Origin of the sequence: Stutzerimonas stutzeri, assembly GCF_038561965.1 — a bacterium.
Taxonomy (GTDB): Bacteria; Pseudomonadota; Gammaproteobacteria; order Pseudomonadales; family Pseudomonadaceae; genus Stutzerimonas; species Stutzerimonas stutzeri_AA.
In genome coordinates this window covers 2,341,660-2,355,715 of sequence record NZ_CP139348.1, presented here as the reverse complement: position 1 = coordinate 2,355,715, position 14,056 = coordinate 2,341,660, and the positions used below count along the sequence as shown (strand labels likewise).

11 protein-coding genes are annotated in these 14,056 nt (G+C 62.1%); 7 read left to right on the top strand and 4 right to left on the bottom strand.

The genetic code is table 11. The annotated features are described in order from the left end of the window. The first annotated feature begins 142 nt into the window (after positions 1-142). Positions 143-3,835: a methionine synthase gene (gene metH / locus SM130_RS10770; RefSeq protein ID WP_102826033.1), complete on the top strand. Its 3,693-nt coding sequence runs from the start codon at positions 143-145 to the stop codon at positions 3,833-3,835. 105 nt (positions 3,836-3,940) lie between these two features. Here the strand turns inward: metH and SM130_RS10765 are convergent, their stop codons facing one another. After that, on the bottom strand, positions 3,941-5,710 hold the full coding sequence (locus tag SM130_RS10765; protein WP_102826034.1) for a sensor domain-containing phosphodiesterase: 1,770 nt from the start codon (positions 5,708-5,710) through the stop codon (positions 3,941-3,943). Positions 5,711-5,990: 280 nt separating this feature from the next. Here SM130_RS10765 and SM130_RS10760 point away from each other — a divergent pair, with 280 nt between their 5' ends. After that, positions 5,991-6,317 carry a DUF5629 family protein gene (locus SM130_RS10760; RefSeq protein WP_102826035.1) on the top strand — a complete coding sequence of 109 codons (327 nt, stop codon included), beginning with the start codon at positions 5,991-5,993 and terminating at the stop codon, positions 6,315-6,317. Between the two features lie 7 nt (positions 6,318-6,324). Here the strand turns inward: SM130_RS10760 and SM130_RS10755 are convergent, their stop codons facing one another. Further along, complete coding sequence (locus tag SM130_RS10755; protein WP_102826036.1) at positions 6,325-7,440, bottom strand: acyltransferase family protein; 1,116 nt, start codon at positions 7,438-7,440, stop codon at positions 6,325-6,327. A 237-nt stretch (positions 7,441-7,677) separates the two neighbouring features. Here SM130_RS10755 and pnuC point away from each other — a divergent pair, with 237 nt between their 5' ends. Then, on the top strand, positions 7,678-8,241 hold the full coding sequence (gene pnuC, locus SM130_RS10750; RefSeq protein WP_102826037.1) for a nicotinamide riboside transporter PnuC: 564 nt from the start codon (positions 7,678-7,680) through the stop codon (positions 8,239-8,241). Next, positions 8,238-8,762: an AAA family ATPase gene (locus SM130_RS10745; RefSeq protein WP_102826038.1), complete on the top strand. Its 525-nt coding sequence runs from the start codon at positions 8,238-8,240 to the stop codon at positions 8,760-8,762. The genes pnuC and SM130_RS10745 overlap by 4 nt, the downstream gene beginning before the upstream one ends. A 12-nt stretch (positions 8,763-8,774) precedes the next feature. Here SM130_RS10745 and SM130_RS10740 read toward each other — a convergent pair whose 3' ends face one another. Then, positions 8,775-9,749 (bottom strand): DMT family transporter, encoded by a 975-nt coding sequence (locus SM130_RS10740; RefSeq protein WP_102826039.1) that lies wholly within the window; start codon positions 9,747-9,749, stop codon positions 8,775-8,777. A 43-nt stretch (positions 9,750-9,792) separates the two neighbouring features. Continuing rightward, entirely contained in the window at positions 9,793-10,092 is a 300-nt protein-coding gene (locus tag SM130_RS10735) for a DUF1883 domain-containing protein (RefSeq protein ID WP_102826040.1), read from the bottom strand. Positions 10,093-10,426: 334 nt separating this feature from the next. Here SM130_RS10735 and SM130_RS10730 point away from each other — a divergent pair, with 334 nt between their 5' ends. The 3 genes from SM130_RS10730 to SM130_RS10720 all read left to right on the top strand — a co-directional run bounded on the left by SM130_RS10730 (position 10,427) and on the right by SM130_RS10720 (position 14,038). After that, positions 10,427-11,575: an MFS transporter gene (locus tag SM130_RS10730; RefSeq protein WP_102826041.1), complete on the top strand. Its 1,149-nt coding sequence runs from the start codon at positions 10,427-10,429 to the stop codon at positions 11,573-11,575. Between the two features lie 22 nt (positions 11,576-11,597). Continuing rightward, entirely contained in the window at positions 11,598-12,638 is a 1,041-nt protein-coding gene (locus tag SM130_RS10725) for an RNA methyltransferase (protein WP_102826042.1), read from the top strand. An 83-nt stretch (positions 12,639-12,721) separates the two neighbouring features. Beyond that, entirely contained in the window at positions 12,722-14,038 is a 1,317-nt protein-coding gene (locus SM130_RS10720) for a leucine-rich repeat-containing protein kinase family protein (RefSeq protein WP_102826043.1), read from the top strand. The last annotated feature ends 18 nt before the right edge of the window (positions 14,039-14,056 follow it).

Sequence of the window (14,056 nt, the reverse complement as noted above, 5' to 3'; positions counted from 1 at the left end):
AGCGTCCATTCTATTCGTCTCGGTGAGCAGCCGCTTGCCTGCCCAACTTGAATAATCCTCATGGAAAAGCGCGGAAGCTCAAAAAGCATGCAGCTTTGCTATCATTCGCGCTCTTTTGTCCCAGCTTTTTCAGGTAGTCCCCATGTCCACTCGCAGCTCCCGTCTCCAGGCCCTTCAGCAAGCGCTCAAAGAGCGCATCCTGATTCTCGACGGCGGCATGGGAACCATGATCCAGAGCTACAAACTGGAGGAGAAAGACTACCGCGGCGCGCGCTTCGCCGACTGGCCACAGGACGTCAAAGGCAACAATGACCTGCTGCTGCTGAGCCGCCCGGATATCATCCAGGCCATTGAGAAGGCCTACCTCGACGCCGGCGCCGACATTCTCGAGACCAACACCTTCAACGCTACCCAGGTTTCTCAGGCCGACTACGGCATGGAATCGCTGGTGTATGAGTTGAACGTCGAAGGCGCACGCCTGGCGCGTGAAGTGGCCGACGCCAAGACCGCCGAGACGCCGGATCGTCCGCGCTTCGTCGCTGGCGTACTCGGCCCGACCAGTCGCACCTGCTCTATTTCCCCAGACGTGAACAACCCCGGCTATCGCAACGTTACTTTCGATCTGCTGGTGGAGAACTACGTCGAGGCCACTCGCGGGCTGATCGAGGGCGGTGCCGACCTGATCCTGATCGAGACCATCTTCGACACGCTCAACGCCAAGGCGGCCATTTTCGCCGTGCAGCAGGTGTTCGAGGACCAAGGCGTCGAGCTGCCGATCATGATCTCCGGCACCATTACCGATGCATCCGGCCGCACCCTGTCCGGGCAGACCACCGAGGCCTTCTGGAACTCGGTACGTCATGCCAAACCGATCTCCGTGGGCTTGAACTGCGCGCTCGGCGCCAAGGACCTGCGTCCGTATCTGGAAGAACTCTCCAGCAAAGCCGAGACCTTCGTCTCCGCGCACCCCAATGCGGGCCTGCCGAACGCCTTCGGCGAATACGACGAAAGCCCGGCAGAAATGGCCGCGGTGGTCGAAGAGTTCGCCGCCTCGGGCTTTCTCAACATCATCGGCGGCTGCTGCGGCACTACGCCGGCGCATATCCAGGCGATTGCCGAGGCGGTCAGCAAATACCCGCCGCGCGCCATTCCGGACATTCCCAAGGCCTGCCGCCTGTCGGGCCTGGAGCCCTTCACCATCGACCGCAGCTCACTGTTCGTCAACGTCGGTGAGCGCACCAACATCACCGGTTCCGCCAAGTTCGCTCGCCTGATCCGTGAAGAGAACTACACCGAGGCACTGGAAGTCGCCCTGCAGCAGGTCGAAGCCGGCGCCCAGGTGATCGATATCAACATGGACGAGGGCATGCTGGATTCGAAGGCGGCCATGGTCACCTTCCTCAACCTGATCGCCGGTGAGCCGGATATTTCCCGCGTGCCGATCATGATCGACTCCTCAAAGTGGGAAGTGATCGAGGCAGGCCTCAAGTGCATCCAGGGCAAGGGCATCGTCAACTCGATTTCCATGAAGGAAGGCGTCGAGCAGTTCAAGCACCATGCGCACCTGTGCAAGCGCTACGGCGCGGCCGTCGTCGTAATGGCTTTCGATGAAGCGGGCCAGGCCGATACCGCCGCACGCAAACGCGAGATCTGCAAGCGCAGCTACGACATCCTGGTCAACGAAGTGGGCTTCCCGCCGGAAGACATCATCTTCGACCCGAACATCTTCGCCATCGCCACCGGCATCGACGAACACAACAACTACGCGGTCGACTTCATCGAGGCCTGCGCCTACATCCGCGACAACCTCCCCTATGCGCTGACCTCGGGCGGCGTGTCCAACGTGTCGTTCTCGTTCCGCGGCAACAACCCGGTGCGTGAAGCGATCCACTCGGTGTTCCTGTTCCATGCGATCAAGGCGGGCCTGACCATGGGCATCGTCAACGCCGGCCAATTGGAAATCTACGACGAGATTCCCAAAGAGCTGCGCGACGCGGTCGAGGACGTGGTGCTGAACCGCAGCGCCAACGGCACCGAAGGGCTGCTGGCGCTCGCTGACAAATACAAGGGCGACGGCTCCGTCAAGGAAGCCGAAACCGAGGAGTGGCGCGGCCTGCCAGTCGGCAAGCGGCTGGAACACGCACTGGTCAAAGGCATCACCGCCTTCATCGTCGAAGACACCGAGGAGTACCGCCAGCAATGCGCGCGCCCCATCGAGGTCATCGAAGGCCCGCTGATGAGCGGCATGAACGTGGTCGGTGACCTGTTTGGCGCCGGCAAGATGTTTCTGCCGCAGGTAGTCAAGTCTGCACGGGTGATGAAGCAGGCAGTTGCCCATTTGATCCCCTTCATCGAGGCGGAGAAAGGCGACAAGCCCGAAGCCAAGGGCAAAATCCTGATGGCCACGGTGAAAGGTGATGTGCATGACATCGGCAAGAACATCGTCGGTGTTGTGCTCGGTTGTAACGGCTACGACATCGTTGACATGGGCGTGATGGTGCCGGCGGAGAAGATTCTGCAGACCGCCATTGCCGAGAAATGCGACATCATCGGCCTGTCCGGCCTGATCACCCCGTCGCTGGACGAGATGGTCCACGTCGCCAAGGAAATGCAGCGCCAGGGCTTCAGCCTGCCGCTGATGATCGGTGGCGCCACCACCTCCAAGGCGCATACCGCGGTGAAGATCGATCCGCAGTACAACAACGATGCCGTGGTCTATGTAACCGATGCTTCGCGCGCGGTAGGCGTTGCCACGACCCTGTTATCGAAAGAACTGAAGCCGGCCTTCGTCGAAAAGACTCGCGAAGAGTACGCGATGATCCGCGAGCGCACCGCCAACCGCAGCGCGCGCACCGAACGGCTGAGCTACGCCCAGGCAGTCGCCAACAAGCCGCAGTTCGACTGGACTGGCTACACGCCGGTCAAACCGAGCTTCACCGGCCGCCAGTTGCTGGAGGACATCGACCTGCGCACGCTGGCCGAGTACATCGACTGGACGCCGTTCTTCATCGCCTGGGACCTGGCCGGCAAGTACCCGCGCATCCTTCAGGACGAAGTGGTCGGCGAAGCGGCCACCTCGCTGTTCAGCGATGCCCAGGCGATGCTGAACAAGCTGATCGACGAAAAACTGATCCGCGCCCGCGCGGTGTTCGGCTTCTGGCCAGCCAACCAGGTGCAGGACGACGATCTGGAAGTGTATGGCGACGGCGGCGAAAAGCTGGCCACCCTGCACCACCTGCGCCAGCAGATCATCAAGCCGGACGCCAAGCCCAACCTCTCCCTGGCCGACTTCGTCGCGCCGAAAGATAGCGGCATCACCGACTATGTAGGCGGCTTTATCTGCACCGCCGGCATCGGTGCCGAGGAGCTGGCCAAGGCCTATCAGGACAAGGGCGACGACTACAACTCGATTATGGTCAAGGCGCTCGCCGACCGCCTCGCCGAAGCCTGCGCCGAGTGGTTGCATCAACAGGTGCGCAAGCAATACTGGGGCTACGCCAAGGATGAGCAGCTGAGTAACGAGGAGCTGATCCGCGAACAATACAAGGGCATCCGCCCTGCCCCCGGCTATCCAGCCTGCCCGGATCACACCGAAAAAGGCACGCTGTTCCAGCTGCTCGATGCCGATGGCATCAGCCAGGTCACGCTCACCGAGCACTACGCCATGCTGCCAACTGCGGCGGTCAGCGGCTGGTACTTCGCCCATCCCGAGGCGCAGTACTTCGCGGTCGGCAAGATCGACAAGGATCAGGTTGAAAGTTACAGCCAGCGCAAGGGCGAAGACATCGCCATCAGCGAGCGCTGGCTGATGCCAAATCTGGGTTACGACAACTGACGTTACCGTGCCCTCCGGCACAGCAGCGCGCAGCGAAGCGGCAACGGCCGGCGGCGGTATCGACCGCCGGCCCGGCCGACCGGCAATACGACGAGGCGCGACTCGCTAGCGAGAGTTCCGAGCGTTTTGCCGCTGCGCCAACCAGTGCTCGAATGCTTCGACTGGTAGCGGCCTCGAGAGTAGAAAGCCCTGCGCCTCGTCACAGCCAATGGATTTCAGAAACTCATAAACCTCAGGCTCTTCGATGCCTTCGGCCACCACGCTGTAGCCCAAATCGTGGGCCATGCAGACCATCGCCTTGACCAGCGTCTGGCTGCGCGGACGCTGGTCAAGAAGCGAAATGAACGAACGGTCGATTTTCACTACTTGAGCAGCGATCTTCTGCAGATAGGACAGGCTGCTATAGCCTGTTCCGAAATCATCAATGGCAATGCTGATGCCTGCTGCTTGCAGAATTTCCAACTGACTGGACGCCGCGGGGCTGTTGCCGATCATCGCGCTTTCAGTCAACTCGAGCTCTATCGCTGATGAAAGCAGGTTGCGCTCGGCAAGAGCTGTAACCAGATTCTGCGCGAAATCCGGCTCCTCCAGATTCAGCGCTGTGACGTTGATCGAGATACAGACCTTCAGCCCAAGGCTTTGCCATCTTGCGGCCTGCTCTACCGCCTGGGCGACGACCCATCTGGTGAGCGGTCGCGCCATCCTGGTCTGCTCGATCAGCGGAATGAATTCTGCGGGAGAAACGTTACCCAGTGACGGATGCTTCCAGCGAATAAGCGCCTCAACACCAACGCACGCCCCGGTCTTCATATGAATCCGGGGCTGATAGTCCAGGCGCAGCTGGCCTATGTTTGTCAGTGCGCTACGAAAGTCGTCCAGGAGGACGAAGCGTCGTTGATAACGGGCATCCAGCTCGCTCGAATAGAGCCCGACGCCGGCCTCCGACTGACCCGCGTCCTGACTGGCGCAATGTGCAACGCGCAGCACATCCTCGCCGAGGCGTTCGCCCAGGCGGAAAGGTGCTACGCCGATGACAGCGCGCGTCATCAACGCCCCGGAATCATCCGGAACAGGCACAGCGAGATTCAGGCGCAACGCGCTGGCCATGTCGACCGCTTCCTGCTCGCCGGCCGCTTCCATGACATGGACAAATTGATTGGGGCTAACGCTGTAGAGCTTGACGCCCTTGTCCAGCGATCGCTGCAAGCGCATCACGGCAGACTTGATCTGCTTGTCGAGAAACGCAGGGCCCATCACCCGCTGGATGGACATGATCTGCTCGATATCCACCAGGTCGGTGAAAAAAGCGAACAACGCCTTGCCTGGCTGGTCGCGAGCGAGATCCTCAAGATCCTCGAGAAACTGGCTGCGATTGGCTAATCCGGTCAGGGGGTCCACACGGCCGTACGCATGCTGCATTTCGATCTGTCCCATGACCATGGATGCCAGATCACGTAGCACCGCTTGTTCATGATCGGTGATGTCGCGCGGCTCGGTACCGAGCACACACATAGCTCCGAGCGTGTAGCCGTCTCGGGTAACCAGCGGAGCCCCCGCGTAAAAGCGGATCCCGGACTGCGCAAGCGCGCTGTCGCTGTAGAACGGCGAAGCCAGCAGGTCACTGACGACCAGCACTCCGGAACTATCGGCAACCTCTGCGCAGCACGCCTTGAATCGCGGGATCTCCGTATGGGCTACCCCCACGCGGGATTTGAACCATTGGCGATCACTGTCGGTAAGCGAAACCGCCGCTATTGGCAGGTCGAACAGCTGGCTAGCCATTCGCGTGATCCTGTCGAAGCTTTCGCTTGGCGGTGTATCCAGAATATTCAGCTGCCTCAGCGCGAATAATCGTTTTTGCTCGTAGTGCGACATGGCGCGTTCAACTCCAGACATCATTTCATAAGCGCCGCGAGTGGATTCACCCCAAGGGCCGCGGAGGACTTCTGCCAAGCCGGCTCGTCAGATGCGGCCCATCAATAGGTGACGATGTCGTAACGCATTGCGTAAGCAGATAATCGGCTGCGACCTGCTCATCTTGATGTCCATTGATCGCCATTAGCGGATGTAGCTAAAGTCGCCAGGCTGGCCGGTAGACGCCTTCGGGCGTTTAATGCAGGCCTTACAAAACCCGCTCCTCTAGGACCGCCTCACCATGCCCGCTGATACCCACTATTTGCTCGACCAGCTTGAAGCCGCCGACATGCTGATCATTGACGAGCTGCATGCCTGGCAGTTCGAGCTGAACGAAGCGCTGCTTGATGATGCCGACGCCGCGGCCGAGGCCAATCAGCCATTCGCCAGCGAAGACACCCTGCTGACCATCGACCTAGTCGACGGCCGTACCCGCCGCCAGTGGCAGTTCAGCTATAACCAGATCATGGAGGCCCAGCTCCAGGCCGATGGCGAGAGCTGGCTGCTGGAAGGCCCTCACCAATTGCGGTGCCTCAGCGCCATCGGCGGCGAGGACGAAGCCGAATAGCGCCGTCTTAACCGCCTCGCCCGACCCTGGCCACGGATGGCATTGGATTCGCAATTGTGGTTTTCCCTGCAGATGCAGCTGACTTTGCGCCATCCATAAGCGGTCGTTCGATATAGCGATAGCTCAGACCAGCAACGATCAGCGAGACCGATATGCACGCGGCCAGCCGTGGCAGCAGCGGCTGGTCGTCGAGCCAGCTCATGCACAGCAGCCAGACCGGGATGTGACACAGGTACAGCGAGAACGATACCTGCCCGACTGCCTCCAGCGGACGTGACAGAACACCGAAAATCGCCTCACTGGAACAGACCGCCAGCATGAATGGCACGGCCAGAACCAGCGTCGTTGCTGCCCAGCGAAATGACGCGAGCGGTTCCAATGCGATGGCCAGAATGCTCGCCGAAACAACCGCCAGGGCGCTCACCAGGACTTTTCGGGTGGCCGTCATCGCCTCGATGTCGCACTCGACGACGCGAAACTGCTCGAGCGACGACAGCTTCCATAGCAATAACCCCATGAACAGACCGTTCGCCCGGAACAGCCACTCGGGGGCGAACGGGTTGGCGAAGCTGAACCAGAGCACAATACCAATCACCGCCGGCCAAAACGCCCGGCGCAGCAGAAGCAATAGCGGGAACAGCAGATAGAACTGCACCTCCAGCGCGATCGACCAGAAGTAGCCGAAGTCGGTCTCGTGCAGGCCGTTAAAGACATTGGCGAGAAAGAATGCTGCGCTCGCCGTCACGCCCAGCAGCGTATCCAGCGTGTAGGCAGGCGCGCCGCGCGGCGGCTCGACAACACTGAACAGCAACACCACCGCTGCCCAGAACCACGTCGGAAGCAGCACGCGGCGGATGCGTTTCTTATAGAACGCGTACACCGCCTGGGCATCGAAACACTGCTGCTTGCGCAGAAAGGTCGTGCCCATCAGATAGCCGGAAATGAGAAAGAACAGATCGACGCCAACGCCCGGCAGAAAGCGCTGCAGCAAGCCATCCCACCCGTCTGCCTCCGCGCCGACCAGCATTACCGACGCGTGGGCCAGCAGCACCATCACGATCGCCAGCCCACGGAGAAATTGAATGTTGCGATTCTTGCCGTGCCGCGCTCCGGCATCACTCATAAGCAGTCCGATATCCGCAAGCCGCCGCGACTACCAGTCACTGCCTGGGTCATTCAGGATCAACTCCATCTCCTCGGGGCCTGGTTGAGGTCTGGCCGGCCTCCTGCCGTGCCCTTGCCTCAACCAAGACCCGTCGACATCCGGGTTGTTCAATCGCCGTACGGCTTGTGGCCTGCAGCAACGGGCCTTCGCGTCCGCTATGATCGCGCCCCTCGTTTGGCAAACCCGGTAGTACCCATGTCGCCTCTAGAACTGATCGCCTCGCTACTCGGTGTCATTGCCGTATGGCTGACGGTACGTCAGAACCCATGGTGCTGGCCCATCGGCCTGGGCATGGTGTCGCTCTACGCCTGGTTCTTCTTCGACGCCAAACTGTATTCGCAGGTGTTGCTGCATAGCGTTTTCGCCGCCATGCAGCTCTACGGATGGTGGGCCTGGACGCACGGTGCCGTGGGCGACCGAGGCCGGCCCGTCACCCGAGCCAGCACGCGCGAAGTAACAATCGGCATTGCCGGCGCGGCGCTTGGCAGCCTGTTGCTCGGCAGTGCCATGGCCAGCTTCACCGAGGCTGCTTTTCCCTGGCTCGACGCCGGGCTCACCGCCTTCAGCCTGCTTGCACAGCTGTGGATGGCACTCAAACGGCTGCAGTGTTGGCCGCTGTGGATCGTCGTGGACCTGCTGTTCGTCGCCTTCTTCAGCTATCAAGGCTACTGGCTGACCGCCGGCCTCTACGCGCTGTTCACCGGGCTTGCCGTTATGGGGCTGCGCGAATGGCGCATGGCATTGGTGACGTCACGATGAAGGTGCTGGTGCTTACCGGCCCGGAGTCCAGCGGCAAAAGCTGGCTTGCCGAGCGGCTGCTGCGCACGTTCGGCGGGGTGCTGGTCGGCGAATACGTGCGTGACTATATCGAGCTCACGCAACGCGATACGACGCTTGCCGACATCCCGACCATTGCCCGCGGGCAGTTGGCCCAGGAAGATGCCGCGCGAGCCCGCGCACCGCACCTGCTGATCCTCGACACCCACCTGCTGAGCAACATGCTTTGGAGCCGCACGCTCTTCGGTGACTGCCCCGCCTGGCTCGAGGATGAGCTACTGGCGAGGGATTACCACCAGCACCTATTGCTCTCGCCAGAGGGCGCCGAGTGGCATGCCGACGGCCAGCGCTGCCAGCCCGATTTCAGTGAACGAATGGACTTCTTCGAGGCTTGTCGCAACTGGTTGCAGCAGCGCGACCAGCCCTTTATCGAGGTCGGCGGCAGTTGGTCCGAACGCGAGCGTCAGGCCATTTCCCATACCCGCGCACTGCTGGGTGAATGACCGGCTGTCAGCCTATGGCTGGCGGTCAGGACGCAGCAGCAGGCCGATGGCAAGCACGACCAACAGGCTGCCAGGCAACCAGTGCATGCCCATGCGGGTCGGCTGATCGAAGAACAGCAGCAGCATCGAGACAAACGGCACCAGGTAGCTGTAGGCCGTGACCGCACCGGGACTGAGAACGGAGGTCGCTCGCTGCTGAAGAAAGAAGGTCATCGCGCTGGAGAACACGCCGAGGTAGATCACCAGCAGCAGATCCAGCAGGTTCATCCTCAGCAGCATCGCCGGGCGCTCCCAGATCAGGCCCATCAAGCCGATCAGAACCGCGCCTGCGATCAGGCTCCAGAACGTGCGCAACCCTGCCTGCCGCGGCAGTACGCCGTTCGCCAGCCCCCATTTGCTGAGCACCGGGTACAACGCCGAAGCGACACAGCCGAAGAAGAAGCCCAGCTCGCCCAGGCCCAGCTGCATGTCAGAGAAATCGCCACCGTTCTCGGCCCATGCCAGGCCGAGTGCCCCGCTCGCACCAAGCGTCAGTACCGCCAGCAGACGACCGGCGGGTTGCTCGACGCCGAGCCCGCGGCCCAGGCAATACGCCAATAGCGGCACGCTGACGAACAACGTCGCCATCGACAGCGCGCTGACCCGATGGGCCGCCCAGAACATGGTGCCGAAAAAACCCGCCAGGCATAGCCCCATGGCGGCGTAGAGCAACAGCGTGCGCCAACCTGGACGCCCTTCGCTCTGGCTCCAGGCCAGCGGTGCCAGCACCAGCGCCGCGATGCCGAAGCGCATGGCGGTCAGCAGCAACGGCGGCAACCCATCGCTGAGCAAGCCCACGGCCGGAAACGACAACCCGACGAAAAGCGCCCAGAGCAGCATGCCGAGGTGCGCACGGGAGGTTCCGCCGCGGCTATCGCTGCCTTGTGTCTCCAGCGCATGGCCGCTTGGGCTGGTATTTGCGGCGGACGGATGGTGGCTGCGGTTCAAGAAAAGTCGCTCCCGGTTCGTTGCCTCGCAGCCAATTTGGCGATTACAGACGCGAGGGGGACCGACGAATGACCCTGATCGAGTGGCTGAGGTTCGGTTTTCGCGTCACGCTGATCGGGCGTCGGGTGACCGTGTCGATCGTGATATTCCAAAATCCGGTGCTCGGCACCACGATCTTCGCCGGAAATGTATCGAACGCGCCGCCATGGTAGGTGTGGCGACCGCCGTTCTTGAAACTGCGGAAGTTCGCATCGTTCATCAGGCGGATATTGCAGGTCTGCGAGCATTCGACGACGACGATATCGTCCTCGTTGAGGTGCTCGCGCTGGTGTATGAATTTCATCGACTGCTCCGACAGCGCACTTGGCGGCAAAGCGGCTAACGATAGCATGCACACCCCTCGTACCGGCCTGGTTGTGATCACCGCTTTGAGTGGAACAGCGTACCGGCCGCACTTGTGCTCGGGTTGTTCCATAGCCGGGGTTGTGTATCCTCTATGCACCTATCCGACAACTGTCCCTTCCATGCTCTGCACGTCACTCCCCTGCTCTTCAAGCCTGCCCGCGGGAAGCCGACTGCTGTTTCTCTTCGATACCGGACTGCTGGCCCTCTGGTGAATCGCGGCTCGCTACGCGCCCGACCACAATGCCAACCCAGTTCATCGAGGAATGCCGCCCATGCTTGCGGTCCGTAATACCGTTCAAATCGAAGCCCCAATCGTGCGCAACGCGACCCGTTGCGGTTTTTTCATGGCCGGCTTCGGCCTGTCCGTCTGGGCGCCGCTGGTGCCTTATGTGCGCGAACGCATCGAGATGACCGATGCGGTGTTCGGCCTGTTGCTGCTGTGCATTGGCGTCGGCTCGCTGACCTGGATGCCGCTGTCTGGCGTACTGGTGAGCCGCTGGGGTATCCGTCCGGTGCAGCTTTGCAGCGTCGTGTTGCTGGCATTTGCCTTGGCCGGCATGGCGCTGACCGATTCGATGTGGCTGCTGGCTCTGGCGCTGTTCTGCTTCGGCGGCAGCCTGGGCGTCATCGACGTGATCATGAACATTCAGGCGGTGCTGGTGGAGACGGCAGTCGGCCGCCGGCTGATGTCGAACTTCCATGGCATGTACAGCCTCGGCGCCATCAGTGGCGCGCTGCTGCTCACTGGTTTGCTGACCTTCGGCCTGGCGCCGGAGGTAGGCAGCTTTCTGATGATCGGGCTGATCATTGCGGCGAATCTCGGCCTCGCCCGCGGCTTTCTGCCGAACCGCGCACCGGGCGGCGGCTTTGCCTTCGTGCGGCCCACCGGGGTGGTGCTGTTAGTGGGGCTGATGTGCTTCGTCGTCTACCTGGCCGAAGGCGCAGTGCTGGACTGGAGCGCGCTGTACCTGACCGGCGAGAAAGGCCTGGAAGTGGCCAAAGGTGGCCTCGGCTATGCGGCGTTCGCGCTGATGGTGACAATCGCACGTTTCGCCGGCGGCTCCCTTGTACATAGCCTCGGCACGGCGCGGGTCATCGCTTTCGGTGGGTTACTCGCTGCGTTCGGCATCGTCCTGAGCCTGGCCGCCGAGCACTGGGCTGTCGCGCTGATCGGCTACGGCCTTTGCGGACTTGGCTGTGCCAACGTCTCACCGGTACTGATTTCATCCCTGAGCAGGCAGGATGGCATGCCGGTGCAGTTGGCCGTCACCGTGGCGACCACCATCGGTTTCGCCGGTGTACTCGCCGGTCCGGCCATGATGGGCGTAGTCGCGCATTTCAGCTCGCTGGGCATGGCGTTTGCGCTGCTGGCAGTTCTGCTGCTGGGTATCGTGCCGTTCTGCCGTCGCTTCACCGCGTGACCCCGGATAGAATGCGCGCCCTATGCGAATCCTAGACTTCCAGCAATGCCTCGCCGATATCGGCGCCAAGCCCCATCATATCGGGCGGATGACCCGTGCGTGGCTCAAGGGCCTGCCGCTCGATGTCGGCCGGCGCCAGCAACAGGCTGAGGATTTCCTGCCGCTGAGCGTGCGCGAAGGCTTGCCCGCGCTAAGCGCCAAGCTCGACGGCCTGGCGCGGCTGCGCTCCGAGCATCCGGCGGCCGACGGTTCGGCGCGCCTGCTGGTGGAGCTGGCCGATGGGCAGATGGTGGAAAGCGTGCTGCTGCCGCGCGACGGCCTGTGTGTATCCAGCCAGGTCGGCTGTGCGGTGGGCTGCGTCTTCTGCATGACCGGTAAGAGCGGCCTGCTGCGCCAGTTGGGCAGCGCCGAGATCGTCGCCCAGGTCGCCCTCGCCCGGCGCTTCCGCCCAGTCAAGAAAGTGGTCTTCATGGGCATGGGCGAGCCCGCCCACAACCTCGACAACGTGCTCGAGGCCATCGACCTGCTCGGCACGGACGGCGGCATCGGCCACAAGAATCTGGTGTTCTCCACCGTCGGCGATATGCGCGTGTTCGAGCGCCTGCCGCAGCAGCAGGTCAAACCAGCGCTGGCCCTGTCGCTGCACAGTACCGATGCGACGCTGCGTCAGGCGTTGTTGCCAAGGGCGCCGCAGATCGCACCGGACGAACTGATCGAACTCGGCGAAGCCTATGCCCGCGCGACGGGTTTCCCAATCCAGTACCAGTGGACGCTGCTCAAGGGCATCAACGACAACCAGGACGAGATGGATGGCATCCTGCGCCTGCTCAAAGGCAAGTACGCGGTGATGAACCTGATCCCCTACAACAGCCTGGAAGACGATGAATTTCAGCGCCCCGATGGCGAGCGCATCGTGCAGATCGTGCGTTATCTGCACAGCCGCGGCGTATTGACCAAGGTACGCAATTCGGCCGGCCAGGATATCGACGGCGGCTGTGGCCAGCTCCGTGCACGGGCTGAACAGGTGCTCGATCGCAAGCGGCGCGCTGATAGCGGCGCCTGAACCCACCTCGCCGAGCACTGTCCCAGCGCAATACCCTCAATGGCCAACACCGGCCTTACCCAGCAAGGAAAGCGCAAAGCCGCATGCATACATTGGAACAATTGGAACGTGGCGAGCTGGCCGGCACCCGCCGTCTCGACCTCTCGGCCGATCTGCAGACCTTTCCCGAAGCGATCTTCAGCCTTGCCGATACGCTGGAGGTGCTGAACCTCTCGGATAATCGCCTTGACGCGCTGCCAGCCGACCTTTCTCGCCTGCGCAAGCTGCGCATCCTGTTCTGCTCGGACAATCTCTTTACCGAGATGCCAGCCTGCCTCGGCGACTGCGCGCAGCTGGAGATGATCGGCTTCAAGGCCAACCAGATCCGCCATCTTCCTGCTGCGGCGCTTCCGCCGGCATTACGTTGGCTGATTCTCACCGACAATCAGTTGCAGGCGTTGCCCGAGGAGATTGGCAAGTGCCGACGCTTGCAAAAGCTGATGCTCGCCGGCAACCAATTGGCTGCGCTGCCGGACGCGTTAGCGAATTGCACCAACCTCGAGCTGCTGCGCATCGCTGCGAACCACCTGCAAGCGTTGCCCGACTGGTTGCTGACGCTGCCGCGCCTTAGCTGGCTGGCCGCTGCCGGCAACCCCTTTAGCGACACCAACGAAACGATGAGCCTCGCTCGCCATTCACTACCGGCAATCCCGCGTGAACAGGTCATCCTGCACGAGCAACTGGGCCAGGGTGCGTCCGGCATCATTCACCGTGCCGAATGGCATCCTGCCGGGCGGTTGCCGAGACAGATGGCCGCCAAGTTGTTCAAGGGCCACGTCACCAGCGATGGCCTCCCCCATAGCGAGACGGCCGCTTGCGTAGCTGCCGGAGCCCATCCAAACCTGATCGACGTTGCCGGGCCGCTGGCCGAACACGCGGGGCAGACGCCGGGCCTGCTGATGGATCTGGTCGAGCCGATCTTTCAGCCGCTGGCCGGTGCGCCGTCCTTAGCCAGCTGTACGCGTGATTGCTATGCCGACGATAAAACCTTCACTTTGGAGCAGGTGCTGCGCATTGCTCGAGGCACCGTATCGGCGGTGGCGCACCTGCATGAGCGAGGCATCCTCCACGGTGACCTCTATGCGCACAATCTGCTGGTCGAGCCCAACGGCGAATGTTTGCTCAGCGATTTCGGCGCGGCATCTTTCTTCGAGCCAGACAGCGCTATCGGAGAGGCCCTGCGGCGCGTCGAATCCCGCGCCTTCGGTTGCCTGTTAGAGGAATTGCTGCAACGCTGCCCGGGCTTCGATAACGACCCACGCCGGCATACCCTGAGCGAACTGCAGAATCAGTGCATGTCCGAGCAGCCAGCGCGCCGCCCCGACTTCAGCCAGCTGCACATCACACTCGCCGCGCTCTGACGCGCCTTACCTGAGCGA

Excerpts from the sequence above, each read along its gene's own strand:
- metH (WP_102826033.1), top strand. The coding sequence starts at position 143 with ATGTCCACTCGCAGCTCCCGTCTCCAGGCCCTTCAGCAAGCGCTCAAA.
- SM130_RS10765 (WP_102826034.1), bottom strand. The coding sequence starts at position 5,710 with ATGTCGCACTACGAGCAAAAACGATTATTCGCGCTGAGGCAGCTGAAT.
- SM130_RS10760 (WP_102826035.1), top strand. The coding sequence starts at position 5,991 with ATGCCCGCTGATACCCACTATTTGCTCGACCAGCTTGAAGCCGCCGAC.
- SM130_RS10755 (WP_102826036.1), bottom strand. The coding sequence starts at position 7,440 with ATGAGTGATGCCGGAGCGCGGCACGGCAAGAATCGCAACATTCAATTT.
- pnuC (WP_102826037.1), top strand. The coding sequence starts at position 7,678 with ATGTCGCCTCTAGAACTGATCGCCTCGCTACTCGGTGTCATTGCCGTA.
- SM130_RS10745 (WP_102826038.1), top strand. The coding sequence starts at position 8,238 with ATGAAGGTGCTGGTGCTTACCGGCCCGGAGTCCAGCGGCAAAAGCTGG.
- SM130_RS10735 (WP_102826040.1), bottom strand. The coding sequence starts at position 10,092 with ATGAAATTCATACACCAGCGCGAGCACCTCAACGAGGACGATATCGTC.
- SM130_RS10730 (WP_102826041.1), top strand. The coding sequence starts at position 10,427 with ATGCTTGCGGTCCGTAATACCGTTCAAATCGAAGCCCCAATCGTGCGC.
- SM130_RS10725 (WP_102826042.1), top strand. The coding sequence starts at position 11,598 with ATGCGAATCCTAGACTTCCAGCAATGCCTCGCCGATATCGGCGCCAAG.
- SM130_RS10720 (WP_102826043.1), top strand. The coding sequence starts at position 12,722 with ATGCATACATTGGAACAATTGGAACGTGGCGAGCTGGCCGGCACCCGC.